Source organism: Blastococcus sp. SYSU D00813 (assembly GCF_054050735.1).
In genome coordinates this window covers 171,827-194,156 of the sequence record NZ_JBJGZX010000003.1, presented here as the reverse complement: position 1 = coordinate 194,156, position 22,330 = coordinate 171,827, and the positions used below count along the sequence as shown (strand labels likewise).

Annotated in this window: 18 protein-coding genes and 2 tRNA genes; 6 read left to right on the top strand and 14 right to left on the bottom strand. The window is 73.8% G+C overall.

Annotated features, from left to right (window positions below):
* Positions 1-69 precede the first annotated feature (69 nt).
* A complete protein-coding gene (pknB, locus tag ACI8AX_RS03500) occupies positions 70-2,040 on the top strand; it encodes a Stk1 family PASTA domain-containing Ser/Thr kinase (protein ID WP_456548405.1) in 1,971 nt (656 codons plus the stop codon).
* A 63-nt stretch (positions 2,041-2,103) separates the two neighbouring features.
* On the opposite strand, the gene ACI8AX_RS03495 is transcribed toward pknB, so the two are convergent.
* Entirely contained in the window at positions 2,104-2,754 is a 651-nt protein-coding gene (locus tag ACI8AX_RS03495) for an aminodeoxychorismate/anthranilate synthase component II (protein ID WP_456548404.1), read from the bottom strand.
* A 38-nt stretch (positions 2,755-2,792) separates the two neighbouring features.
* The gene (locus tag ACI8AX_RS03490) at positions 2,793-3,584 is read right to left on the bottom strand and encodes a DUF881 domain-containing protein (protein WP_456548403.1); all 792 of its coding nucleotides are present in this window, start codon (positions 3,582-3,584) and stop codon (positions 2,793-2,795) included.
* Positions 3,585-3,733: 149 nt separating this feature from the next.
* Between ACI8AX_RS03490 and crgA the strand changes: the two genes are divergently transcribed.
* Positions 3,734-4,003: a cell division protein CrgA gene (gene crgA, locus ACI8AX_RS03485; protein WP_456548402.1), complete on the top strand. Its 270-nt coding sequence runs from the start codon at positions 3,734-3,736 to the stop codon at positions 4,001-4,003.
* 414 nt (positions 4,004-4,417) lie between these two features.
* Positions 4,418-4,825 (top strand): PH domain-containing protein, encoded by a 408-nt coding sequence (locus ACI8AX_RS03480; RefSeq protein ID WP_456548401.1) that lies wholly within the window; start codon positions 4,418-4,420, stop codon positions 4,823-4,825.
* A gap of 10 nt (positions 4,826-4,835) precedes the next feature.
* Here ACI8AX_RS03480 and ACI8AX_RS03475 read toward each other — a convergent pair whose 3' ends face one another.
* Positions 4,836-5,690, bottom strand: a complete 855-nt coding sequence (locus ACI8AX_RS03475) for a rhomboid family intramembrane serine protease (RefSeq protein ID WP_456548400.1) — start codon at positions 5,688-5,690, stop codon at positions 4,836-4,838.
* A gap of 50 nt (positions 5,691-5,740) precedes the next feature.
* Positions 5,741-6,277, bottom strand: a complete 537-nt coding sequence (locus ACI8AX_RS03470) for a peptidylprolyl isomerase (RefSeq protein ID WP_456548399.1) — start codon at positions 6,275-6,277, stop codon at positions 5,741-5,743.
* 192 nt (positions 6,278-6,469) lie between these two features.
* Here ACI8AX_RS03470 and ACI8AX_RS03465 point away from each other — a divergent pair, with 192 nt between their 5' ends.
* The 3 genes from ACI8AX_RS03465 to ACI8AX_RS03455 all read left to right on the top strand — a co-directional run bounded on the left by ACI8AX_RS03465 (position 6,470) and on the right by ACI8AX_RS03455 (position 10,338).
* A complete protein-coding gene (locus ACI8AX_RS03465; protein ID WP_456548398.1) occupies positions 6,470-7,798 on the top strand; it encodes an alpha/beta hydrolase domain-containing protein in 1,329 nt (442 codons plus the stop codon).
* A gap of 1,050 nt (positions 7,799-8,848) precedes the next feature.
* Complete coding sequence (locus ACI8AX_RS03460) at positions 8,849-9,580, top strand: ANTAR domain-containing protein (RefSeq protein WP_456548397.1); 732 nt, start codon at positions 8,849-8,851, stop codon at positions 9,578-9,580.
* Positions 9,581-9,612: 32 nt separating this feature from the next.
* A complete protein-coding gene (locus ACI8AX_RS03455; RefSeq protein ID WP_456548396.1) occupies positions 9,613-10,338 on the top strand; it encodes an ANTAR domain-containing protein in 726 nt (241 codons plus the stop codon).
* A 4-nt stretch (positions 10,339-10,342) separates the two neighbouring features.
* On the opposite strand, the gene ACI8AX_RS03450 is transcribed toward ACI8AX_RS03455, so the two are convergent.
* From ACI8AX_RS03450 to ACI8AX_RS03405, 10 genes are all read right to left on the bottom strand, one after another.
* Positions 10,343-11,050, bottom strand: a complete 708-nt coding sequence (locus tag ACI8AX_RS03450) for a GAF and ANTAR domain-containing protein (protein ID WP_456548395.1) — start codon at positions 11,048-11,050, stop codon at positions 10,343-10,345.
* Positions 11,051-11,725: 675 nt separating this feature from the next.
* Positions 11,726-11,798 (bottom strand) — tRNA-Ala (locus tag ACI8AX_RS03445).
* Between the two features lie 34 nt (positions 11,799-11,832).
* Positions 11,833-11,976 (bottom strand): DLW-39 family protein, encoded by a 144-nt coding sequence (locus tag ACI8AX_RS03440; RefSeq protein WP_456548394.1) that lies wholly within the window; start codon positions 11,974-11,976, stop codon positions 11,833-11,835.
* Positions 11,977-12,061: 85 nt separating this feature from the next.
* Positions 12,062-12,135 (bottom strand) — tRNA-Ile (locus tag ACI8AX_RS03435).
* Positions 12,136-12,190: 55 nt separating this feature from the next.
* Positions 12,191-12,835, bottom strand: a complete 645-nt coding sequence (locus ACI8AX_RS03430) for a DUF3566 domain-containing protein (protein WP_456548393.1) — start codon at positions 12,833-12,835, stop codon at positions 12,191-12,193.
* Positions 12,836-13,000: 165 nt separating this feature from the next.
* Positions 13,001-15,469 carry a DNA gyrase subunit A gene (gyrA, locus tag ACI8AX_RS03425; protein WP_456548392.1) on the bottom strand — a complete coding sequence of 823 codons (2,469 nt, stop codon included), beginning with the start codon at positions 15,467-15,469 and terminating at the stop codon, positions 13,001-13,003.
* A 112-nt stretch (positions 15,470-15,581) separates the two neighbouring features.
* Complete coding sequence (gene gyrB, locus ACI8AX_RS03420) at positions 15,582-17,630, bottom strand: DNA topoisomerase (ATP-hydrolyzing) subunit B (RefSeq protein ID WP_456548391.1); 2,049 nt, start codon at positions 17,628-17,630, stop codon at positions 15,582-15,584.
* A 245-nt stretch (positions 17,631-17,875) separates the two neighbouring features.
* Entirely contained in the window at positions 17,876-19,363 is a 1,488-nt protein-coding gene (locus ACI8AX_RS03415; RefSeq protein ID WP_456548390.1) for an APC family permease, read from the bottom strand.
* A gap of 59 nt (positions 19,364-19,422) precedes the next feature.
* Entirely contained in the window at positions 19,423-21,144 is a 1,722-nt protein-coding gene (locus tag ACI8AX_RS03410; RefSeq protein ID WP_456548443.1) for an ABC transporter ATP-binding protein, read from the bottom strand.
* 88 nt (positions 21,145-21,232) lie between these two features.
* Positions 21,233-22,258 (bottom strand): hypothetical protein, encoded by a 1,026-nt coding sequence (locus tag ACI8AX_RS03405; RefSeq protein WP_456548389.1) that lies wholly within the window; start codon positions 22,256-22,258, stop codon positions 21,233-21,235.
* Positions 22,259-22,330: the final 72 nt, after the last annotated feature.

The following is a 22,330-nucleotide window of genomic DNA, read 5'->3' as shown; positions in this document are numbered from 1 at the left end:
GGATACGCTGCCCGGCGGGCCCGTCCAGAGGCGCGGGCTCTCCCCCTGCCCCGCCCGAGAGGACCCTCGATGACCACCCCCCAGGTGCTCGGTGAGCGCTACGAGATCGGCGGGGTGCTCGGCCGCGGCGGCATGGCCGAGGTGCACCGCGGCCGCGACCTGCGGCTCGGCCGCGAGGTCGCCGTCAAGGTCCTGCGCAGCGACCTGGCCCGCGACCCGTCGTTCCAGGTCCGGTTCCGCCGCGAGGCCCAGGCCGCCGCCTCGCTGAACCACCCGGCGATCGTCGCCGTCTACGACACCGGCGAGGACCGCGGGCCCACGGGGAACACCCCGTACATCGTCATGGAGTACGTCGAGGGCGAGACCCTGCGCGACGTGCTGCGCCGCGAGGGGGTGCTGGCCCCGGAGCGGGCGATGAGCCTGGCCGCCGACATCTGCGGCGCCCTGGACTTCAGCCACCGCAACGGCATCGTGCACCGGGACGTGAAGCCCGGGAACGTGATGATCACGCCCGCCGGCTCGGTCAAGGTCATGGACTTCGGCATCGCCCGCGCGGTCTCGGACTCCGCGGCCACGATGACCTCCACCGCCGCGGTCATCGGCACCGCCCAGTACCTCTCCCCCGAGCAGGCCCGGGGCGAGGGCGTCGACGCCCGTTCCGACGTCTACTCCCTCGGCTGCCTGCTCTACGAGCTCGTCACCGGCGCCCCGCCGTTCACCGGCGACTCCCCGGTGTCGGTGGCCTACCAGCACGTCCGCGAGGACCCGCGGCTGCCGTCGTCGATCAACCCCGCCATCCCGCCGGAGCTGGACTCGATCCTGCTCAAGGCCATGAGCAAGAACCCGGCCAACCGCTACCAGTCGGCCGCGGAGATGCGCAACGACCTGCTGCGGGCCCTGGCCGGCCAGCAGGTCGAGGCCACGCCGGTGATGGGCGCCGCCGAGCGCACCGCCGTGATCGGCGCCGTCCCGCCCGGCGCCGGCCGCGACGGCTGGGACGAGGACGACGACGAGGCCGCCCAGCGGCGCAAGCGCAACCGCGTCATCGCCGCCGTCGTCGGCGCGCTGGTGCTGATCGGCGCCGTCGTCGGGATCGCCCTGCTCCTCAACGGCGGGGACGACGACGACACCCCGGCCGCGCCGGCCAGGGTCACCGTGCCGGCCGGCCTGGTCGGGCAGACCGAGGCCGACGCCCGCGCCGCCATCGAGGAGGCCGGGCTGGTCGTCGCCGACGAGGTGACCCAGCAGGAGGTCTCCGACGAGGCGCAGGTCGGTCTCGTGCAGAGCACCGACCCGGCCAGCGGCGCGGAGGTCGAGGAGGGCAGCGAGGTGGCCCTGACGGTCGGCGTCGGCCCCGACACCGTCACCGTGCCCCCCGTCGTGAACCAGACCGTGGACGCCGCCCGCACGCTGCTCGAGAACGCCGGCTTCACCGGGGCCGTCAACACCGACCAGGTGGACTCCCTGGAGGACGAGGGCACCGTCGTCGACGTCACCCCCGGCGTGGGCACCGCCGTGGCGCCCGAGACCGACGTCGACCTGTCGGTCTCCGACGGCGACGCGCCGATCCCCAGCGTCTCCGGTGACCGCGCGGCGGCCGAGGCGGCGCTGCGGGACGTCGGCTTCACCAACATCACCGTCGAGGAGGTCGAGGACGCCTCCGCCGCGGGCACCGTGCTGGGCACCGCCCCGGCCGCCGGCACGCAGGCCACCGCGGAGAGCGAGATCGTCCTGCGGGTCTCGTCCGGCCCCGCCGAGCCGGAGACCATCGCGGTGCCGTCGGTGACCCAGGGCGCGCCCGCCAACGCGGCGTACGCGGTGCTCCAGGACGCCGGCTTCACCAACATCGCGGTGGTGGACGCGAACGGCGACGAGGCCACCCCGGACGACGCGACCGTCATCCGCACCGACCCGCCGGCCGGCACCGAGCTGGAGCCGGGCGAGCGGATCCTGCTGATCGTGCAGCCGACCACCAGCAGCGGCCCCGGAGGCGGCGGAGGCGGCGGAGGCGGCGGCGGAAGCGGCGAAAACGGCAACTGACGCCGTCCCCACCACGCGGAGAGGGCCCCACCCGAGTCGGGTGGGGCCCTCTCCGCGTCTGCGTCAGGCGCCGACGGTCGACAGCCGCCTCGCGCCGGCGGCCGCGGCCTCCACGAGGGCGGGGTCGGGCGCCTGGCCGCAGGCGGCCAGCCAGGTGGCGAGCATCTGGTGGCCGCCCTCGGTGAGCACCGACTCCGGGTGGAACTGCACGCCCTCGATGGGCAGCTCCCGGTGGCGCAGGGCCATGACGATGCCCGACGGGGTGTGCCCGGTGACCTCGAGCTCGTCGGGCACGGTGGCGAGGTCGACGGCCAGCGAGTGGTACCGCGTGGCGGTGAACGGCGAGGGCAGTCCGGCGAGGACGCCGACGCCGTCGTGCAGCACCTCGCTGGTCTTGCCGTGCAGGAGCTCCGGCGCCCGCACCACCTCGGCGCCGAAGGCCTCGGCGATCGCCTGGTGACCCAGGCAGACGCCGAACACCGGCGTCCCCGCCTCGGCCGCGGCCCGCACCATCGGCACCGTCACCCCAGCGTCGGCCGGGGTGCCCGGTCCCGGGGACAGCAGGACGCCGGCGACGTCGAGGTCGGCCAGCTCGTCCACGGTCACCGCGTCGTTGCGCCGCACGATGCAGCGCACGCCGAGCTGCCCCAGGTACTGGACGAGGTTGTAGACGAAGCTGTCGAAGTTGTCGACGACGAGGACCGGCCTGCTCACGGCTCCTGTGTACCAGCGGGCGACGGCGGCCGGGACCCTCAGCCGACGGGGGTGGCGTACTCCATGACCGGGGTGCCGCTGTGGGCGGGCAGCTCCACCACGTCCGACGCGCGCACGGAGAAGGTCAGCCCGAAGGCGGCCACGGCGTCCTGGAACACCCCGACCTGGGGTGAAGCGGCCAGCTGGGTGGTGAACTCCTGCTGGTCGCCGATCGCCGTGATGACGAACGGCGGCGAGTAGGTGCGCCCCTCGAGCAGCAGCACGTTGCCGACGCAGCGGACGGCGCTCGTGGCGATCAGCCGCTGCCCCATGATCGCGACACCGTCGGCCCCGCCGGCCCACAGGGCGTTCACCACGGCTTGGACGTCGGACTGGTGGATGACGACGTCGTCCGGTCGGGCGCCATTCGGCAGCGAGCCGTCGGGACGGCGCGGGGCGTCGTCCAGCACGATCCGGACGCCGGCGCCGCGCAGGGCCACCATGCCGGCCGACAGGGTCTGCGCCTGGGCGTCCCCCTGCGCGTCGGCCACCGCCGTCTCCCGGGTCGCCACCTGGTCGATGAGCCGGTCGACCTGCGCCTGCAGCTCCTCGGACTCGGCGGTCTGCTCGGCCAGGGCGGCCCGGCGCTGCGAGATCAGCCCGGAGAGCTCGATGATCTCGCCGCCGCGCAGGTCGGTCCCCCGCGCGGTCTGCCCGGACGTGGCGAACAGCAGGCCCGCGGCCAGCGCCACCACCGGCACCAGCGCCGCCCAGGCGGTCAGCCGGCGCCCGGGGCGCCACAGCCCACCGCCCAGGCGGCCCGCGACGGCGGGCAGGCGGTCGCGCAGCACGGGCACCTCCTGGCCGGGCGGGCGGCGACGGACTCCCCTCCACAGGGGCGGTCACCGGCGTCGATGACCCATCATCCGCCTCCCCGAGCTTAGGCTGGGGACAGATCCGGTCGGCGGAGGCCGACCGGTGCCCGGAGGGAGCAACAGCGGTGCCGAAGTCGAAGGTGCGCAAGAAGTCGGCGTACACCCCGCCCCCGACGGTCCTGCAGTCCGGCTCGGCCTCCCGCGCCGTCGCGCCGAGCCCGCGCTGGTACGCCCCGCTGATGGTGGGGCTCATGCTCATCGGCCTGCTGTGGATCGTCGTCTACTACGTGGCCGGCGAGGACATCCCGTTCATGGTCGACCTCGGTGCGTGGAACTTCGCGATCGGCTTCGGCGCGATGGTGGCCGGCCTGATCATGTCGATGCGCTGGCGCTGAGCAGCGATGCGCTGACGCTCGGTCAGCGGCTTCCTCGAGGCCCTCGTCCCCCTGGGGACGGGGGCCTCGTCGTGTCCCCACCCCCAGGCAGCCTGGGGACGTGTGCACAGCGACCCCTGTTGTCCACAGGTCGACTCGGCGCTGAATACCCAGGGTTGTCCACCGGATGTGGAGTACGCATGTTCGAGTGGTCCCCGCTGACCTGCGCTTTCGTCCCGACTGGGACGGATGTGACGGGGAGGACGCGGGCGTAACTACACCTCTGTGCTTCTGTCCCCAGCTGTGTACCCAGCTGTGGAGAAGTCGACATGGCGAGGCGGACGGGCCGCTGACCTGCGGCGGAGCGTTACCCCGGTTGGGGACTGCGGACACCTGCTCTTCGGGACCTCCTCCGGCGTGGGGCAGGCTGGGGACGTGGAGTGGTCGGCACGTCCCGGGGTCGCCGCCGCGCTGGCGGGCTGCTGCCTCGTCCTGGGCGGGGCGGCGCTGCTGCTGGAGCCGGTGGGCCGCGTGCTCGTGGGCGCCGCTGCGGTGCTGCTGCTGGCGCTGGCCGGCCGGGCGGCGCTGCTGCGGCCCCGGCTGGCCGCCTCCCCGGCAGGGGTCGTCGTCCGCACGCTCACCGGGCGGCGGGAGCTCCCGTGGTCCGGGCTGCGGGTGCAGGTCCGCGAGACCTCGCGCTGGGGACTGCGGTCGCGGCTGCTGGAGCTCGACACGGCGCGCGGTCCGGACGACGCCGGGGACCTGGTCCTGCTGGGCCGCTGGGAGCTGGGCGACGACCCCGGTTCCGTCGCGCAGGCCCTGGAAGCCGGCCGCCCCGCCTGAGCGGTGACGGCTAGAGGACGGCCAGCGGCGCCGTCACCGTCAGGGCGGTGACGCACAGGACGGCGGTCAGCAGGAGCAGGCCGAGCACCTGCACCTCGGTCCGGCGCCGGCCGAGGACGACGACGCCGGCGGCCAGGAGCCCGGCCGCGAGCCCGCCGAGGTGGCCCAGCAGCGAGATGCCCGGGACCAGCACGCTGATGGCCAGATTGATGACCAGCAGGGTGACGATGCCCCGCACGTCCCCGCGTTGGGTCACGGCCAGCACCGCGAAGGCGCCCATGAGCCCCCAGATGGCCCCGGAGGCGCCGGCGACCGGCACCAGGGGGTCGCCGAAGAGCAGGACCGCCACGGAGCCGCCCAGCGCGGACAGCAGGTACACGGCGAGGTAGCGCCAGCGGCCGAGCGCGCGTTCGAGCTCCGAGCCGAACAGCAGCAGGGCCAGCATGTTGAGCGCCAGGTGGGTGATGCCGATGTGCAGGAAGGCCGAGGTGATCAGCCGCCAGTCCTCGCCCGCCTGCTGCACCAGGACCGGCGCGAGCTGCAGGTCGGCGAACAGGTCCGAGAACTGGTTGTCGAGCGGGTCGATCCGGTCCAGCCCGGCCGAGACCGCCGTCGCCACGAACACCGCGACGTTGAGCGCGATCAGGGTGAGGGTGACGACGCCCCACCGTCGCCCCGCCGTCCGCGCGGCCGGCGCCCGGCGCGGTGCGCGCACCGAGGCCTGCCCGGCGCGGAGGCACTCCGGGCACTGGAAGCCCACGGAGGCCGAGGTCATGCACTCCGGGCAGATGGGCCGGCCGCAGCGGACGCAGGAGACCCCGGTGGCCCGGTCGGGGTGCCGGTAGCAGGTGGCCGGCGGGGGCACGGGCAGGGGCTCCTCGCCCCGGCCCGCGCCCCCGGCGACGGGTGGCTGGGTCAGCTGCGCTGCACCTCGACCGACTCGATCACGACGTCCTCGACGGGACGGTCCTGCCGGCCGGTCTGCACGGTGGCGATCCGGTCGACGACGTCGCGGCTGGCCTGGTCGGCCACCTCGCCGAAGATCGTGTGCTTGCGGTTCAGGTGCGGTGTCGGGCCGACGGTGATGAAGAACTGCGAGCCGTTGGTGCCCGGCCCGGCGTTCGCCATGGCGAGCAGGTACGGCTTGTCGAACACCAGCTCGGGGTGGAACTCGTCGCCGAACTGGTAGCCCGGACCGCCGAAGCCCTGACCCAGCGGGTCGCCGCCCTGGATCATGAAGCCGGAGATCACCCGGTGGAAGATCGTCCCGTTGTAGAGCGGGTCGGTGGTCTTCTCACGGGTCGCCGGGTGGGTCCACTCGCGCCGGCCCTCGGCCAGGTCGGCGAAGTTGGCCACGGTCTTGGGCGCGTGGTCGGGGAACAGGTCGACGGTGATGTCGCCGTGGTTGGTGTGCAGCACGGCACGCCGGGCGGGAGAGGTCGCTTCGGTCACGGTCCCCACTCTCCCACCGCGGCGCAGGTCGGGGGGCACCCGGGCGGACCATCCGTGCGGGTCCCCGGCAGGCTCCGCGGGGGCCCGCCGGTGCACGCGGTCGTCGGCCGGCCCCTCGCCCCCCGGAGCACCCGCCCTCCCCCGTCGTCCTGGGCCCGGCGGACCGCACGGCGCCGTCGTATGTTGCGCGGCATGCGCGCCGCCGTCGGAGCAGAGGTCGCGGGACCCGTCGAGGGTGAGCGGCCGCCGTACGGTGCGCCGCCGGCCGACGTCCTCGCCACCCACGGCTACGTCTGCGAGGAGTTCCACCTCGCCGGCGAGGCCGCGGCCTACCGGCACCCCGAGGACGCCCCGCCCAGCGCGGACGGCGTCTGGACCGCCGAGCCGGTCGCCACCGCCCCCTACCGGACGCGTGTGCTCGTGGTCCGCCCACGGGACGCCGCGGCCTTCAGCGGCACGGTCTTCCTGGAGTGGCAGAACGTCTCCGCCGGCGTCGAGCAGCCGGCGCCGGCCGACGGCGAGGTCTACCGGGGCCACGCGTGGGTGGGGGTCAGCGCCCAGGTGGCCGGCCTCTACGGGACGCCGCGCCGGCGCGGCCGCGGCTCGCGACGGGCGCCGCTGCTGGACGCCGACCCCCAGCGCTACGGCGGTCTGCTGCACCCCGGGGAGCCCGCCTGCTTCGACATCTTCTCCGCCGCGGCCCTGGCCGTCGGGCCGGCCCGCTCGACCGCCGTCGACCCGATGGGCGGGCTCCCGGTGGCCCGGGTCGTGGCCACGGGGGGCTCGCAGTCGGCCATGCGGCTGTGCGCGTACGCCGACGCCGTGCACCCGCGGCACCGGGCCGTCGACGCCTTCCTGCTCTCGGTGTGGGAGGGCCGGGCGCCCCAGCTGGACGCGGACGCCGACCCCCTCTACCGCCGGGCCACGGTGCGCGAGGACCTGGCCGTGCCGCTGCTGGTGGTCAACAGCGAGTTCGAGGTGACGGCGACGGCACCGCTGGCGCTGCACGACACCCCGTCGCGGCGGGTCTGGGAGGTCACGGGCACGCCGCACGGCGTCGGGCGGGCCCTGCCCGCGGCGCCGGCCGGCGAGTGGGGGCCGAACCCGGTCAGCTGGCGCCCGGTGCACGAGGCGGCGATGCGTGCGGTGCACACCTGGCTGGCCGACGGCGTCGCGCCCCTGTCACAGCCACGGATCACCCTGGCCGGGCGGCCGGCACCCCAGATCGTGCGCGGCGAGGACGGCAACGCGTGGGGCGGGATCCGGCTGCCGGAGATCGCGGTCCCCACGGCCGAGCACCGCGGCCGCAAGGGCGGCACGGGGAGCCCACCGGTCTACGGCGGCCGGCGGGCGTTCCCGGACGCGCTCCTGGCCAGGCTCTACCGCTCGCGCGCCGACTACGCCGAACGCTGGCTGGAGGCCGTGGAGGACCTGCTCGCGAGCGGCGCCGTGCTGCCCGAGGACGCCCCGGCGATGCGGCGACGCGGGGAGGCGGTGGCCGCGGCGCTGCCGCTGCCGTGAGGCGCGGCGGGGGCCGGGGCGAGCGGACCTGGGTGCCCGGGACGAGGGTGCGCGGGACCGGCTCGGGTGGGCCGGGGTGGGCGGCGACGAGGGGAATTCAGCCCCTGGCCCCGCCTCGCGAGCTCCACCTCGAGGTGGTCCGGCGCAGTGGGCTGTGACTGACCCCGGCACTCGAGCTGCGGATGTCGTCGACTGGAGTCGGGCAGTTCGTCCTACTCGGGGCCGTCTGCGGACTGGCCAGGTCCATACGGCCGGCCCTGGACCGTTGCGGAGCAGCCGCCCATCCCCACCCGGAGCACCTCCGACCGCGCCGGCCGCTGGCAGGGCGCTTCGCGTCCCTGCGGGATGGGCCTGCGGTCTCCCTTCCCTCGGCGCTGCACAGCCGGAGGGAGGTGGGTCGGGGACAGCGGGTGGAGACGGCGACCCATCACCTGGCCCGCACGGCCACGGTGTGCGCGGCGGTGAGCTCGCGGTTGCTCAGTGCGCCGAGGAGGGGCCGAGTGGGGGCAGGCCACCGTCGACGAGGGCCTCGTCAGCAGCGATCGCGAGCACCAGGTCCTCGAGCGCCGGCCACTCGTGTCCGAGTGTCATGCGAGCCGACAGCTGCGGCAGCGAATGGGTCCCGCCGAGCGCGAGGTAGCCCCACCAGAGCTCGGTGAGGGAGAGGCCGCTGAGACGGCAGGCGAGGACGAGCGTGTCTGTGGGCAGGGTGCACACCCTCGGGGTCGCAGGCGCCCATTGCTGGGGCCCTTCGACGGTACGCCTCCCGGCGACCCCCTGCCGCGGGCGCCGCGCGCTCCACCGCCGCGGGTCCCTGCAACCCACCCGTCCCCCGTCGCTGCGCAGTCGGATCGAGGCCGGTCGTGGACAGCGGGAGCCTGCCGGCGGGCTGCTGAGCCGGACGAACGAGTACCGTCATCCGTGCGCCGCACTGCGGCACCTGATGGGTCATGACGCGGCCTGCCAGACGCAGGGTCTTCCTCTCGGGTAGGGCTCATCCCGGGGTCGATCGCCTTCGTCGACCAGCCGGACCGACGGACCGGATCCGCTATGAGTCCCACGCCTCCTCGGCGTTCCCCCGAACCGTTCGACGTCCGGGCCGCCTTCGCCGAGCTCGGGCGGCTGTCCTTCGCGGACACCTCGATGGACGTGATGCTGCTGCGCATCGCCGAACTCGCCAAGCGGGTCACCCCCGGCGTCGTGGAGGCCTCGGTCACCCTCGTCAGCCACCACAGGGCGACCAGTGCCGCCTTCACCGGTCCGCTGTCGGTCCAGTTGGACGAGTCGCAGTACAGCCGTGGTGAGGGTCCCTGCCTCGAGGCCGCGGTGGGGCAGGAGATCCAGGAGATCACCGACGCCCGCGAGGAGACCCGGTGGCCCGGCCACGCCCGCGAGTGCGTCGAGCGGGGCTCTCTCAGCTCGATGTCGGTCCCCTTGCCGGTCAAGGAGTCGGTTCACGGAGCCCTCAACCTCTACGCGACCGAGGCGCACGCGTTCGGCGCCCAGGCGAAGGCCGTAGCGGCTGAGTTCGCCTCCTACGCGGCGATCGCCGTGCGGAACCGGCAGCTGTACGACAGCACCCGCGAACTGGCCGAGCACCTGGACACCGCCATGCGCACCCGGGCGGTCATCGAGCAGGCCAAGGGCATCCTGATGAGCCAGCGGCGTTGCGACGCCGCGGAGGCCTTCAACCTGCTCGCCGCCGCCTCCCAGCGGTCCAACCGCAAGCTCCGCGACATCGCCCAGGCCATCGTCGACGGCGTCGGCGGTACAGCGAAGTGACCTCCCGGAACGATCTCGACGGCTGGGGTGCGATGAGCGTCGCCGAGCGGTTCGCCGCCGCCGTCGCGGCGTCCGCCGCGGACCGGCCCGACCCCGAACTGCTGCCCGTGCGCCTGGCCAGAGCCGCGGCCGCCGTCCTGCCGGTCGACGGTGCAGGGATCAGCTTGTTCTTCGCCGTCGACCGCCGGCTGCCCCTGGGCGCCAGCGACGAGGTCTCCGCGGAGGCCGAGCGACTGCAGTTCACCGTCGGCGAGGGCCCGTGCCTGTCCTCCCACGCCTCCGGCCAGCCCGTCATCGCCGAGGAAGCCGAGATCGAGGCCCGGTGGCCGGCCTTCCACGACGCGCTGGTCAGCCGGACCGCCGTGCGCAGCATCATCTCTCTCCCGTTCCAGGACGAGCTCCGCGGATACGGCGCACTGGATCTCTACCTCGTCCCGCCACACGACGTCCGGACCGTCACGCTGTACGACGCGCTGGTCGTGACCCGCGAGATCGTGTCGCTGTTCCACCGCGCCGCACGTCCCGCCGGTGCCGACGGGCCGGCCTGGGTCGGCGCACCCGCCGCCGAGCGGCGAGCGCTGGTCTGGCAGGCCATGGGATTCCTCAACGCCGGGCTGGGCATCACCAGCGAGGACGCCCTCGCCCTGCTCCGCGCGCACGCCTACGGCTCAGGCATGGAGGTCGACGACCTCGCCGCCCGCGTGCTCGCGCGCGAGGTCCCGCTCGAGGAGCTCGCCTACGACGACAGGTCCGCCTGAGGCTCTACCGCGACGTCGACGGGGTGTCGGCCCCGGCTCTCGAGGACGCCGGGATCTCCGGAACGGCTCGGGTCACCGTCAGCTCCGTGGCGACGTCGAGGAGTTTGCGGTTGGTCTGCTGGGAGACCCGGGCCAGGACCGCGAAGGCAGTGTCAGCGCTCATCGCGTACCGCTCCATGAGGATGCCCTTGGCCTGACCGATGAGGTCCCGGCTGCCCATCCCGGTACGCAGGTTCGCCTCGTGCTGGGCGCCGGCCAGGGCCACGGCGGCGTGCGCGGCGAAGACGAGGCCGATGTCCTCGGACTCCTCGCCGAACGCATGCGGCTGCCGTGAGTACAGGTTGATCGCCCCGAGGTTGTCGCCCTCCACGAACAGCTGGAAGCTCACCGAGCTCAGGACGCCGAGCTCGGCCGCGGCCGCGGCGAACCGTGGCCAGCGTTGCTCGCTGCGCATGTCGTCGATGCGCACGGTCGACTGCGTCCGCACCGCATCCAGGCAGGGCCCCTCCTGGAGGCGGTTCTGGATCTCGTCCAGTTCCCTGGGCAGGTCCCCGGTGGCCGCACGCGCCTCGACCCGTCGTCGACCGATCACGTAGCTGATGGAGGCCTCCTCCACCCCCGGGACGACGCCGACGGCGCTCTCGGTGATCACCTGCAGCGTCGCCTCGACGTCTCCGTGGCGCTCCTGCAGTGACCGAGCGGCCCGCCCCATCGCCTCACCGAGATCCGTGCGGGCACCGACCGCGCCGCCCGTACCGGTCGAGGCGGACACTCGCCGCGTCTCGGCACTCTGGGACGAGCGGCCCCCACGCCGGTCCTGGGCATGCTCTTCCGCCACGGACGAACGCTAACCGAGATCAGTCCCGTCGGGCGCCGCGAGTCGCAGCGACCTCGGGCAGGAAGCAGGCTGCAGACAGCCGTTGGCCGTGCTGCAGAACGGCCCGCGGTCAGGTCCCCTCGGTCATGACGCGGCCGAGGGGACCGCCCGCACGGTGGTGATCCGGCCCGCCGACGAGCCGGCCTCCCGTCACCCCGGGGAGCGGTGCTGCGCAACCGCAACGCCCGCTCGGCCCGGTCCGACGCCGCCACCACCGCCGTCGGGAGCCCCGGTCCACCCCGCACGCGCCGCGGCACACGGCCGCCTCGCTGACGATCGAGGCCGGCGCCGACGTGGAGGCAGTGCAGCCGATGCTGGGCACGCCTCGGCGGCCATGACCCTGGACCGCTACGCCGACTCGCTCGACGACGACGTGGACGACGTGGCCGGCCGTCTGGACGCCATGCGTGCGCGACCGTGCGGACTCTCTGCGGACCGAGCCCGGATCCTCGCTCCGCGAGGATCCGCCGGCTCCTGTGGCCCCGCAGGTCGACCATGGTGGAGAAGGAGTGGAGACGAGGGGAATCGAACCCCTAACCCCCGCCTTGCAAAGGCGGTGCTCTGCCAATTGAGCTACGTCCCCTGATGGTCCGGCGGCCGACGGCCACCGGGCCGGTTCAGCGGCTGGTGGGCGTGCTGACCGCCTGGGGGCCGGAGGTCGCCTCCGACCAGAGGTCCGCCTCGGTCCTGCCGGCGGAGCGCTTGCGGACGGCGGCCACGGCGGCGGCCGCTGCCGCGACCAGGGCGACTCTCTTGATCACGCGGCTCCTCCTCGAGGGACGCCGCGGCCCCTGTCCGGCAGGGGCCGCGGGGACCGGGTGGGACGCCGGCGGACCGGCACACGGGTGGGCCTGGGAGGACTTGAACCTCCGGCCTCATCCTTATCAGGGATGCGCTCTAACCGCCTGAGCTACAGGCCCGTGGACCTCGACCAGCATACGTGCCGCCGCGAGGCCGTTCGCGAGGGGGTCTCCCTCAGTCCCGCTCGGCGAGGGTGACCTCCAGGCCGCCGACCAGGTCGGAGCAGAGGTTGTAGATGAACGCCGCCACGGTGCACAGGGCGGTCATCAGCACGATGTTGATCGCCCCGATGACGGCCGCCCCGCCGAAGACGATCCCCGGGGTGATCGCGTCGCTGACGACCTCCTCCTCGCCGGAGGAGCTGCCCAGCTGGCCGAAGAGGTCGTTGAGGGTGTCGAAGACCCCGAGGCCGGAGAGGACGCCGTAGAGGATCCCGACCGCGACCATCCAGATGAAGAACAGGGCGATCGACAGGACCAGTGAGATCTTCAGCGCCGACCAGGTGTCGATGTGCCGCAGCTGCAGCCGTGCGCGGCGGGGACCGCGGGCCTTGTTCTTGCCGCCGGCCGGACGCGCGGCGCCGTTGCGGGCGGCCACGGTCGGGCCCGCGCCGGTGCCGGGAGCCCCCGGGGCGACCGGCGCGGTTCCGGTGACCGGCGCGCTCCCGGGCGGGACCGGCCCGGCGCCCGTGCCCGGGCCACCGGCGTAGGGGGCACCGGCCGTGCCCGGCGCGGCCCCGGGGGCCGCGGCCGGCGGGGCGTCGGCGGCCTCACCGGGCCGGGTGCCGGCGCGCACCGCACCCTGCGTCCGGTCGCTCATGCTGCTCTCCCGCTCCCCAGCGGCCGCTGCCGCTGCTCCGCACCCGGGGCACCCGGTCGGCACCCGGGGGTGCCGGGCGCGCCGGTCAGGTCGTGTCTCCGGGCGGGGTGCGCCCGGGTTCCGCGCACGCGCGGGTACCCGGGGCGCCCTGCCCCCACTCCCACACTAGGCCGAGGGCTCGTCGTTGTCCGTCGTACGCGCGATCGCCACGATCGAGACGTCCTCGGGCAAGTTCATGAGCTTGACACCCATGGTGGCGCGGTCCTTGTTGTGCCGCACCCCGTTGACCGGCGTCCGGATGACGCCGCCGCCGGAGGTGATGGCGTACAACTCGTCCCCGAGCTGCACCGCGAGCGCCCCGACCAGGTTGCCCTTGCGGGCCTTCGGGTCGGCGGTGAGCACGCCCTTCCCGCCGCGGCCCTGCGGCGGGTAGTTCTCGATGCCCGTGCGCTTGGCGAAGCCGCGCTCCGTGGCGACGAGGACGTCGACGCCCTCGGTGACCACGATCATCGACAGCAGCGCGTCGTCCTCGGACAGCGAGATGCCGCGGACGCCCTCGGTGGCCCGGCCCATCGGCCGCAGGGTGGCGTCGTCGGCCTTGAACCGGATCGACATCGCCTTGCGGGTGACCAGCAGCAGGTCCTGGTCCGGGTCGATGAGCGCCGCGCCGACGAGCTCGTCGCCCTCGCGCAGGTTGATCGCGATGACGCCGCCGCTGCGCGGGGAGTCGAAGTCGGCCAGCCGGGTCTTCTTGACCTGACCCCGCGCCGTGGCCAGCACCAGGTACGGGGCGACCCCGTAGTCCTTGATCTGCATGACTTGGGCGATCTTCTCGTCGGCCTGGAACGCCAGGATGTTGGCCACGTGCGCACCGCGGGCGGTGCGGTTGGCCTCCGGCAGCTCGTATGCCTTGGCCCGGTACACCCGGCCCTTGTTCGTGAAGAACAGGATCCAGTCGTGGGTGGAGCCCACGAAGAAGTGGTCGACGATGTCGTCCTGCTTCAGCTGGGCGCCCATCACGCCCTTGCCGCCGCGGCGCTGCGACCGGTAGAGGTCGCTCTTCGTCCGCTTGGCGTACCCGGTGCGGGTGATGGTGACGACGACCTCCTCCTCGGCGATGAGGTCCTCCATGGAGACGTCGCCCTCGTTCGCCACGAACTTGGTGCGCCGGTCGTCGCCGTACTTCTCGACGATCTCCGCGAGCTCGTCGCGGACGATCTGCCGCTGCCGCTCGGGGGAGTCGAGGATCGCCTGCAGGTCGGCGATGCGGGCCTCGATCTCGGCGAGCTCGTCCATGATCCGCTGCCGCTCGAGGGCGGCGAGCCGGCGCAGCTGCAGGTCGAGGATCGCGACCGCCTGGATCTCGTCGACCTCGAGCAGCTCCATCAGGCCGGTGCGCGCGGCGTCGGCCGAGGGGCTGTTGCGGATGAGGGCGATGACCGCGTCGAGCTGGTCGAGGGCCTTGGCGTAGCCGCGCAGGATGTGCGCGCGCTCCTCGGCCTTGCGCAGCCGGTACCGCGTGCGCCGCTGGATGACCTCGATCTGGTGGTGCACCCAGAGGCGCACCAGCTCGTCGAGCCGCAGGGTGCGCGGCACGCCGTCGACGATCGAGAGCATGTTGCAGCCGAACGAGGTCTGCAGCTGGGTGTGCTTGTACAGGTTGTTCAGCACGACCTTGGCCACGGCGTCGCGGCGCAGCGTGATGACCAGCCGGCGGCCGACGCGGTCGGAGGACTCGTCGGCGATCTCGCTGATGCCCTGGAGGCGGCCCTCCTTGACCGACTCGGCGATCGACTCGGCCAGGTTGTCCGGGTTGACCTGGTAGGGCAGCTCGGTCACGACGAGCTGGACACGGCCGCGGGAGTCCTCCTCGACCGTGACCACGGCGCGCATGCGCACCGAGCCACGACCGGTCCGGTAGGCGTCCTCGATGCCCTCGCGCCCGACGATCAGGCCGTGGGTCGGGAAGTCCGGGCCGAGCACCCGCTCCATGCACGCGGTGAGCGCCTCCTCGGGCTCCGCGTCGGGGTGGTCGAGCACCCAGTAGACGGCCTCCGCGACCTCGCGCAGGTTGTGCGGCGGCATGTTGGTCGCCATGCCGACCGCGATCCCGGCCGAGCCGTTGACCAGCAGGTTCGGGATGCGCGCCGGCAGGACCAGCGGCTCCTGGGTGCGGCCGTCGTAGTTGGCCTGGAAGTCGACGGTCTCCTCGTCGATGCCCGAGAGCATCTCCATGGCCAGCGGGGTGAGCCTGCACTCGGTGTAGCGCATCGCGGCCGGCGGGTCGTTGCCCGGGGAGCCGAAGTTGCCCTGGCCGTCGATGAGCGGGTAGCGCATCGACCAGGGCTGGGCCAGCCGCACGAGGGCGTCGTAGATCGCCGAGTCACCGTGCGGGTGGTAGTTCCCCATGACCTCGGCGACCGGCCGGGCGCACTTCACGTAGCCGCGGTCGGGGCGGAAGCCCTGGTCGTACATGGCGAAGAGCACCCGGCGGTGCACCGGCTTGAGGCCGTCGCGGACCTCGGGCAGCGCGCGGCCCACGATCACGCTCATCGCGTAGTCGATGTAGCTGCGCTGCATCTCCTGCTGGAGGTCGACCGCTTCGACGCGGTCGCGGAAGGGTGTCTCGGTCACGTCTGGATCTCTCCGGTGTCGCAGTGCTCGGTCGCGCGGGCGCTTCGTCGGCCCCCTCGCAGGGGCCTCGCGCCGAGCGCAGCGAGGTGTGGGCTGGCGAGGGGGTCCTTCGTCAGATGTCGAGGAAGCGGACGTCCTTGGCGTTGCGGGTGATGAAGCTGCGCCGGGCCTCGACGTCCTCGCCCATGAGGATGCTGAACAGCTCGTCGGCCGCCGCGGCGTCCTCCAGCGTGACCTGCCGCAGGATCCGGGTCTCCGGGTTCATCGTGGTCTCCCACAGCTCGCTGGCGTTCATCTCGCCCAGGCCCTTGAACCGCTGGATCGACTCGTCCTTGATCTTGCGGCCGGCCTCGGCGCCCGCCTTGACGAGCGCGTCGCGCTCCTTGTCGCTGTAGGCGTACTCGTCCCCGACCTTGCCGCCCCACTTGATCTTGTAAAGCGGGGGCTTGGCCAGGTAGACGTACTGGCCCTCGACCAGCGGCCGCATGAAGCGGAACAGCAGCGTCAGCAGCAGCGTGCTGATGTGCTGGCCGTCGACGTCGGCGTCGGCCATGAGCACGATCTTGTGGTACCGGAGCTTCGAGATGTCGAACTCGTCGTGGATGCCGGTGCCGAAGGCCGTGATCATCGACTGGACCTCGGTGTTCTTGAGCACCCGGTCGATGCGCGCCTTCTCGACGTTGATGATCTTCCCGCGGATGGGGAGGATCGCCTGGTACATCGAGTCGCGGCCGGACTTGGCCGACCCGCCGGCCGAGTCGCCCTCGACGATGTAGACCTCGGAGTTGCGCGGGTCGGTGGAGCGGCAGTCGGCGAGCTTGCCGGGCAGGCCGCTGACCGACAGCAGGCTCTTGCGGGCCAGCTTGCGGGCGTCCTGCGCGGCGCGGCGGGCGCGGGCGGCGGACGAGGCCTTGGTGATGATGGTCTTGGCCTCGGTCGGGTTGGACTCGAACCAGTGGCCGATCTGGTCGTTGCAGACCCGCTGCACGAAGCCCTTGACCTCGGTGTTGCCGAGCTTGGTCTTCGTCTGGCCCTCGAACTGCGGGTCGCCCAGCTTCACCGAGACGATCGCGGCCAGGCCCTCGCGGATGTCGTCGCCGGTGAGCTTCTCGTCCTTCTCCTTGAGGAGCTTCTTCTCGACGGCGTACCGGTTGACGATCGAGGTGAGCGCCGCCCGGAAGCCCTCCTCGTGGGTGCCGCCCTCGTGCGTGTTGATGATGTTGGCGAAGGTGTGCACCGACTCGGAGTACGCGTCGGACCACTGCATCGCGACGTCCAGGGACATCGCGGTGTCGTTCTTGCCGGTGCCCTCTGCGGAGAAGCTGATGACCGAGCGGTGGATCGGCGTCTTCCGGCGGTTGATGTGCGTGACGTAGTCGATCAGGCCGCCGTCGTACCGGTAGGTGATCTCGGTGGGCTCGAAGGCCTCGGCCTCGTGACCCGGGCTCGTGGCCTCCTCGGCGCTGGAGGCCTCGTCGGACAGGCCGGTGTCGGCCTTGCCGTGCCCGGGCCGCTCGTCGCGCAGCACGATGGTGAGGCCCTTGTTGAGGAAGGCCATCTCCTGCAGGCGGCGGTTGATCGTGTCGAACGAGTAGTTCGTCGTCTCGAAGATGTCGCCGTCGGCCCAGAAGGTGATGGCGGTGCCGCGCTTGGTCGTGGGGCCGACCTGCTCCAGCGGCCCGGGCTTGGCCCGGTCGTAGCTCTGGTGCCACTCGACGCCGTTGTGCGCCCAGACGGTGACCTCCAGGCGGGTGGACAGCGCGTTGACGACGGTGACGCCGACGCCGTGCAGACCGCCGGAGACGCCGTAGCTCTTGCCGTCGAACTTCCCGCCCGCGTGCAGGACGGTCATGATCACCTCGACGGTGGGCCGCTTCTCGACCGGGTGCATGTCGACCGGGATGCCGCGGCCGTTGTCCTCCACCCGGACGCCGCCGTCGGCCAGCAGCGTGACCTTGACGGTGTCGCAGTAGCCGGCCAGCGCCTCGTCGACCGCGTTGTCGACGACCTCCCACACCATGTGGTGCAGGCCGCGCTCCCCGGTGGAGCCGATGTACATGCCGGGGCGCTTGCGCACCGCCTCCAGGCCCTCGAGGACCGTGATGGAGGAACCGGAGTAGCCGTTGTCGGTCGTGCTGTCCGTCTTCGGTCGAGCGACCACGTGGGACCCTTCTGTCGCGCAACCGGGCGGCACGGCCGACCCACTGCCGTGGGGGGCTCCAGGGGCGCAGGGAGGCGCTGAGCCGGTTGCTGGCGGTGTTCGCCCTCCAGAGTACCGGGTGGTACGACAGGAACGACGCCGTCCACGCCCTGAGCGCGTTCCTGCGCCACTCCCGGCTCCTCCGCCACCACCGGGACAGCCCCCCGGGTCGACACGCCGTCCCCGGGCCGCTGGGCGGCCCCGGCTCAGTTGCGCGGACCGTGCGGCGCCTCACCGCTGAGGTGACCCGGGTCCAGGGCCGCCGGACCGGCGCCCGACCGCTTGTTCACCAGCACCGTCACCAGCCACAGGACGACGCCGACGGCCAGGAGGATCCCGGCGATCCGGTACTGCTCGGCGGCCCGGCCGGAGAACGGCGTGGCGAGGAAACCGCAGGCCAGCGCGCCGACGACGGGCAGGATCGTCGGCGTGCGGAAGTGGTCGGCGTCGACCGGGTCGCGGCGCAGCACGAGGACGGCGACGTTGACGACGGTGAACACGACGAGCAGCAGCAGCGCCGTCGTCCCGCCGAGGGCGGGGACCTCGCCGACGAAGGTGATGAGGCCGAAGGCGAGCAGGCTGGTGAAGACGATCGCCGTCCACGGGGTGCGGCGACCGGGCAGCACCCGGCCCAGCAGCGGCGGTAGCACGCGCTCCCGGGCGAGGCCGTAGACCAGCCGGCTGGCCATGAGCATGTTGATGAGCGCGGTGTTGGCGACGGCGAACATCGTGATCACGCCGAAGAGGTCCAGCGGGAAGCCCGGCGCCCCGGCCTCCACCACCCGCAGCAGCGGCGGGGTGTCGGGGTCGCTGAGCTGGTCGGCGGGCACGATCGCGATCGCCGTGACGGACACCAGCACGTAGATGAGCCCGGTGACGAGCAGGCCGGTCAGCAGCACCTTCGGGAAGATCCGCCGCGGCTCCTTGCACTCCTCGGCCATGTTGACCGAGTCCTCGAAGCCGACCATCGCGAAGAAGGCCAGGCCGGTGGCCGCGATGACGCCGGCCAGGACGCCCTTGTCGCCGGTGTCGAACTCGGTGACCCGGCCGAAGTCGCCGTCCCCCCCGAACAGCGCCCACGCGCCGATCCCGATGACGATCAGCAGGCCCGACAGCTCCACGCAGGTCAGGACGACGTTGCTCTTCACGCTCTCGCCGACGCCGCGCAGGTTCACGGCGGCGACCAGCGCCATGAAGCCCAGGCCGATGAACGTGATGCCCCACCCGTTGACGTCGACCTCGAACACCTCGGCGGCGTTCTCGCTGAACGCCCGGGCCGCGGTGGACGCCGAGGTGATCCCCGAGCTCATCACCGCGAACGCCACGAGGAACGTGATGAAGTGGATGCCGAACGCCTTGTGCGTGTACAGCGCGGCGCCGGCGGCCTGCGGGTACTTGGTGACCAGCTCCAGGTAGCTGAACGCGGTGATCAGCGCGACGACGAACGCGACGAGGAACGGCAGCCAGACGACGCCGCCGACCTCGGCGGCCACGGTGCCGGTGAGCGCGTAGATCCCGGTGCCGAGGACGTCGCCGACGATGAACAGCAGCAGGAGGCCCGGGCCCATCACCCGCTTGAGCGGCGGCTGCCCTCCGGTGTGGGTCTCCTGGTACGCCGGGGTGCTCACCATCGTGGCCTCCTGCTCGTCTCGCTGCCGGCGACCGCCGTTGGCCGGGTGGGTCCCGATCGTCACGGCTGCGTGATCACCCCGCGACTCGAGCGCCCGGCCGCGGTTCCACGTGGAACGGGCCGCTACACCAGCAGCTGGGCGGCGGCGAGCTCGCGGTAGAGCGGGCTGGCGTCCAGCAGTTCCCCGTGCGTGCCGGACGCGACCACCCGGCCGCCGTCGAGGACGACGATCCGGTCGCTGTCGAGCACCGTGGACAGCCGGTGGGCGACGACCAGCAGGGCCCGGTCGGCCGCCGCCGCGGCGAGCGTGCGCCGCAGCAGCTCCTCGTTGCGCGCGTCGAGGCTGGCGGTCGGCTCGTCGAGCAGCAGCAGCGCCGGCCGGGCCAGCAGCGAGCGGGCGATCGCCAACCGCTGCCGCTCGCCGCCGGACAGCAGCACCCCGTCGTCCCCGACCGGCACGTCCAGCCCACGGGGCGAGCGCTGCACGACCCCGGTCAGGCCGACGTCGGCGAGCACCGCCCACAGCTCCGGCTCGTCCGCGTCCGGCGCGGCCAGCAGCAGGTTGTCCCGGACGGTGCCGGCCAGCACCGGCGCCTCCTGCTCGACGTAGCCCAGCCGTGCCCGCAGCGCCGCCCGCGGCAGGTCACGGACGTCGGTGCCGGCCCACCGGATCGCCCCGCCGGTGAGCGGGTAGAAGCCCTCGACCAGCGCGAGCACCGTGGACTTCCCCGCGCCCGACGGCCCGACCAGCGCCACCCGGGAGCCGGCGGGCACGGCCAGCGACACCCGGTCCAGCACCGGTGTCCCGTCGGGGTAGGCGAAGGAGACCTCGTCCAGCTCCAGCAGCGGCGTGCCGGCCGGCGGCGCCGGGGGGACGGCGGGGGCGGGCAGGGACGGGGCGGAGCCCCGCTCGGGACGGGCGTCGTCCTCCGGGTCGAGGGCCAGCACCTCCTGGATCCGGGCCAGCGCGCCCAGCCCGGTCTGCAGCTGGGTGTAGGCGGAGATCGCCTGCCCCAGCGGCATGACGAGCAGGAACAGGTAGAGGACGAAGGCGACCAGGTCGCCGACCTCGATCGAGCCGGAGGCGACGCGGTAGCCGCCGAGGCCGAGCACCGCCAGGAACGCACCCTGGACGGCGATCGACCCCGCCGGCTGCACCAGCGCCTCCAGCCGGGCGACGGCCACCCCGGCCCGGTAGGCGCGGGTCGCGCTGGCGTCCACCACGGCGACCTCGCGGGCGGTGGCGCCGCTGGCACGGATGGTGCGCACGGCCGACAGCGCCCGCTCGACGGCGGCGCTCATAGCGCCGACCTCCTCCTGCGCCTGCCGCGACAGCCGGCGGACCCGGCGGCTGGTCGTGAGGACGACGGCGACACCGACGGCGACGGAGGCGACGGTGACCAGCAGCAGCCAGACGTCCACCAGCGCCATGGCCACCAGCGCCCCGACCGCGACGACCGCGGAGCCGGCCACCTCGACGACGCCGGAGGTCACCGTGGCGCGCAGCAGGGTGGTGTCCGCGCCGACCCGCGACATGAGGTCGCCGGTGCGGCGCCGGTCGTACTCGGCCACCGGCAGCCGCAGCAGCCGGTCGGCCACCGTGCGCCGCGTCGTGAGGACGACGCCCTCGGCCGCGCGCTGCAGCACGTAGGACTGCAGGGCGCCGAGCACCGACGCCGCCACCAGCACCAGGACCAGACCGCTGACCACGGGCAGCAGCGCCTCGCCGCCGCCGACCGCGGAGATGACCCGGTTCACCAGGGCCGGCTGCGCGAGGGAGGCCGCGGCGCCCACCAGGGAGAGCGCCGCGGCCAGGGCCAGCGCCCGGCGGTGCGGCCGGAGCAGGGGCAGCAGCTGCCGCAGCCCCGCCCCGGACGGCGGGGGCGGGGCCGCATCCCCGGAGGGAGCCGCCTCCCCGGTCAGGGCCGGCGCCTCAGCCCGCGGCGGCGAGCGCGCCGACGACGGCGGCCAGCAGCCGGGCGTGGTGCTCGATCAGCTCGGGCCGGTGCCCGTCGGGCCGGATCGCGCCGACGTACCCGCCCGACAGGCCACCACCACCCGCCGGCGCGGACCAGAACTCGTCGCCGTCGTCGCTGCCCAGCAGCAGCCCGCGCACCGTCGGGTCCTCGACGAGGCGGCGCACCGCCGGGCCGTCCTCGGCGGCCAGGAGCACCCAGCGGTCGTCGAACTCCGGGTCACCGCTGGGGACGGGCAGCAGCCCGCCCGTGCGGTGCTTCCAGAACCGGGCCGGGGACAGCCGGAAGCCGGGCACCGTCGCCAGCACCGGCGCGGCGGTGATCGCGTACTCCGGCACGACCCGGCGCTTGTCGGCGTAGACGACGTCGAAGGCCACCAGCTCGAGCGCGCCGTAGCGGCCGCGCATCACGCCGGCGGGCCGGTGGTCGCGGGTGAGCCGCGTCGGCGCGGTCGCCAGCAGCACCGCCAGCCCGGCGTCGGCCGGCCCGGTGCCGTCGGAGACCTCCCAGCCGTGCTGCAGCGCCCAGCCCTGCGCGCCGACGGTGTCGCCCTGGTAGGCGAAGACCCGCTCGAACTCCGTCGGCTGCCGCGGCCGGCGGGGGCCGAACAGCCCACCGCGGGCGGGCGGTTCCTGCGGGGGCGCCTGCGGCACGGCCTGCTCCTGCTGCCAGGGCTCGTAGCCGCTGTCGCGGGGTGGCTCGTAGCCGCCGTCGCGGGGCGGCTCGTAGCCGCCGTCGCGGGGCGGCTCCGCGCCACCCGGCTGCGGGCGCGCCGGTTCGGCCGCCGGCAGGTCCCACCCCGGCGGCTGCCAGCCGGCGTCCCCGGCCGGGCGCTCCGGCTCCCGCGGCCGGTCGGCCGGGGTCGGTGGGGTCGGCGGGGTGTCGCCCGGGGGGACGTCCCCGCCCAGGTGCGCCGGCTCGCGCCAGCCGCTGCCGTCGCGGTCGTCGAAGCCGTCCGCGTCCCGGTCCCGGGGGCCGCTCATCGCCGGGCCCCTGTCGTCCGGCCGGTGGTCTCGCCCGTCATCTCGCCGTCCTCCCGGAGCCGCTCCGTGGTG

Coding starts and splice junctions, on each gene's coding strand:
- pknB (WP_456548405.1), top strand. CDS start 70: ATGACCACCCCCCAGGTGCTCGGTGAGCGCTACGAGATCGGCGGGGTG.
- ACI8AX_RS03465 (WP_456548398.1), top strand. CDS start 6,470: ATGCGCGCCGCCGTCGGAGCAGAGGTCGCGGGACCCGTCGAGGGTGAG.
- ACI8AX_RS03460 (WP_456548397.1), top strand. CDS start 8,849: ATGAGTCCCACGCCTCCTCGGCGTTCCCCCGAACCGTTCGACGTCCGG.
- ACI8AX_RS03455 (WP_456548396.1), top strand. CDS start 9,613: ATGAGCGTCGCCGAGCGGTTCGCCGCCGCCGTCGCGGCGTCCGCCGCG.
- ACI8AX_RS03450 (WP_456548395.1), bottom strand. CDS start 11,050: ATGGGGCGGGCCGCTCGGTCACTGCAGGAGCGCCACGGAGACGTCGAG.
- ACI8AX_RS03430 (WP_456548393.1), bottom strand. CDS start 12,835: ATGAGCGACCGGACGCAGGGTGCGGTGCGCGCCGGCACCCGGCCCGGT.
- ACI8AX_RS03405 (WP_456548389.1), bottom strand. CDS start 22,258: ATGAGCGGCCCCCGGGACCGGGACGCGGACGGCTTCGACGACCGCGAC.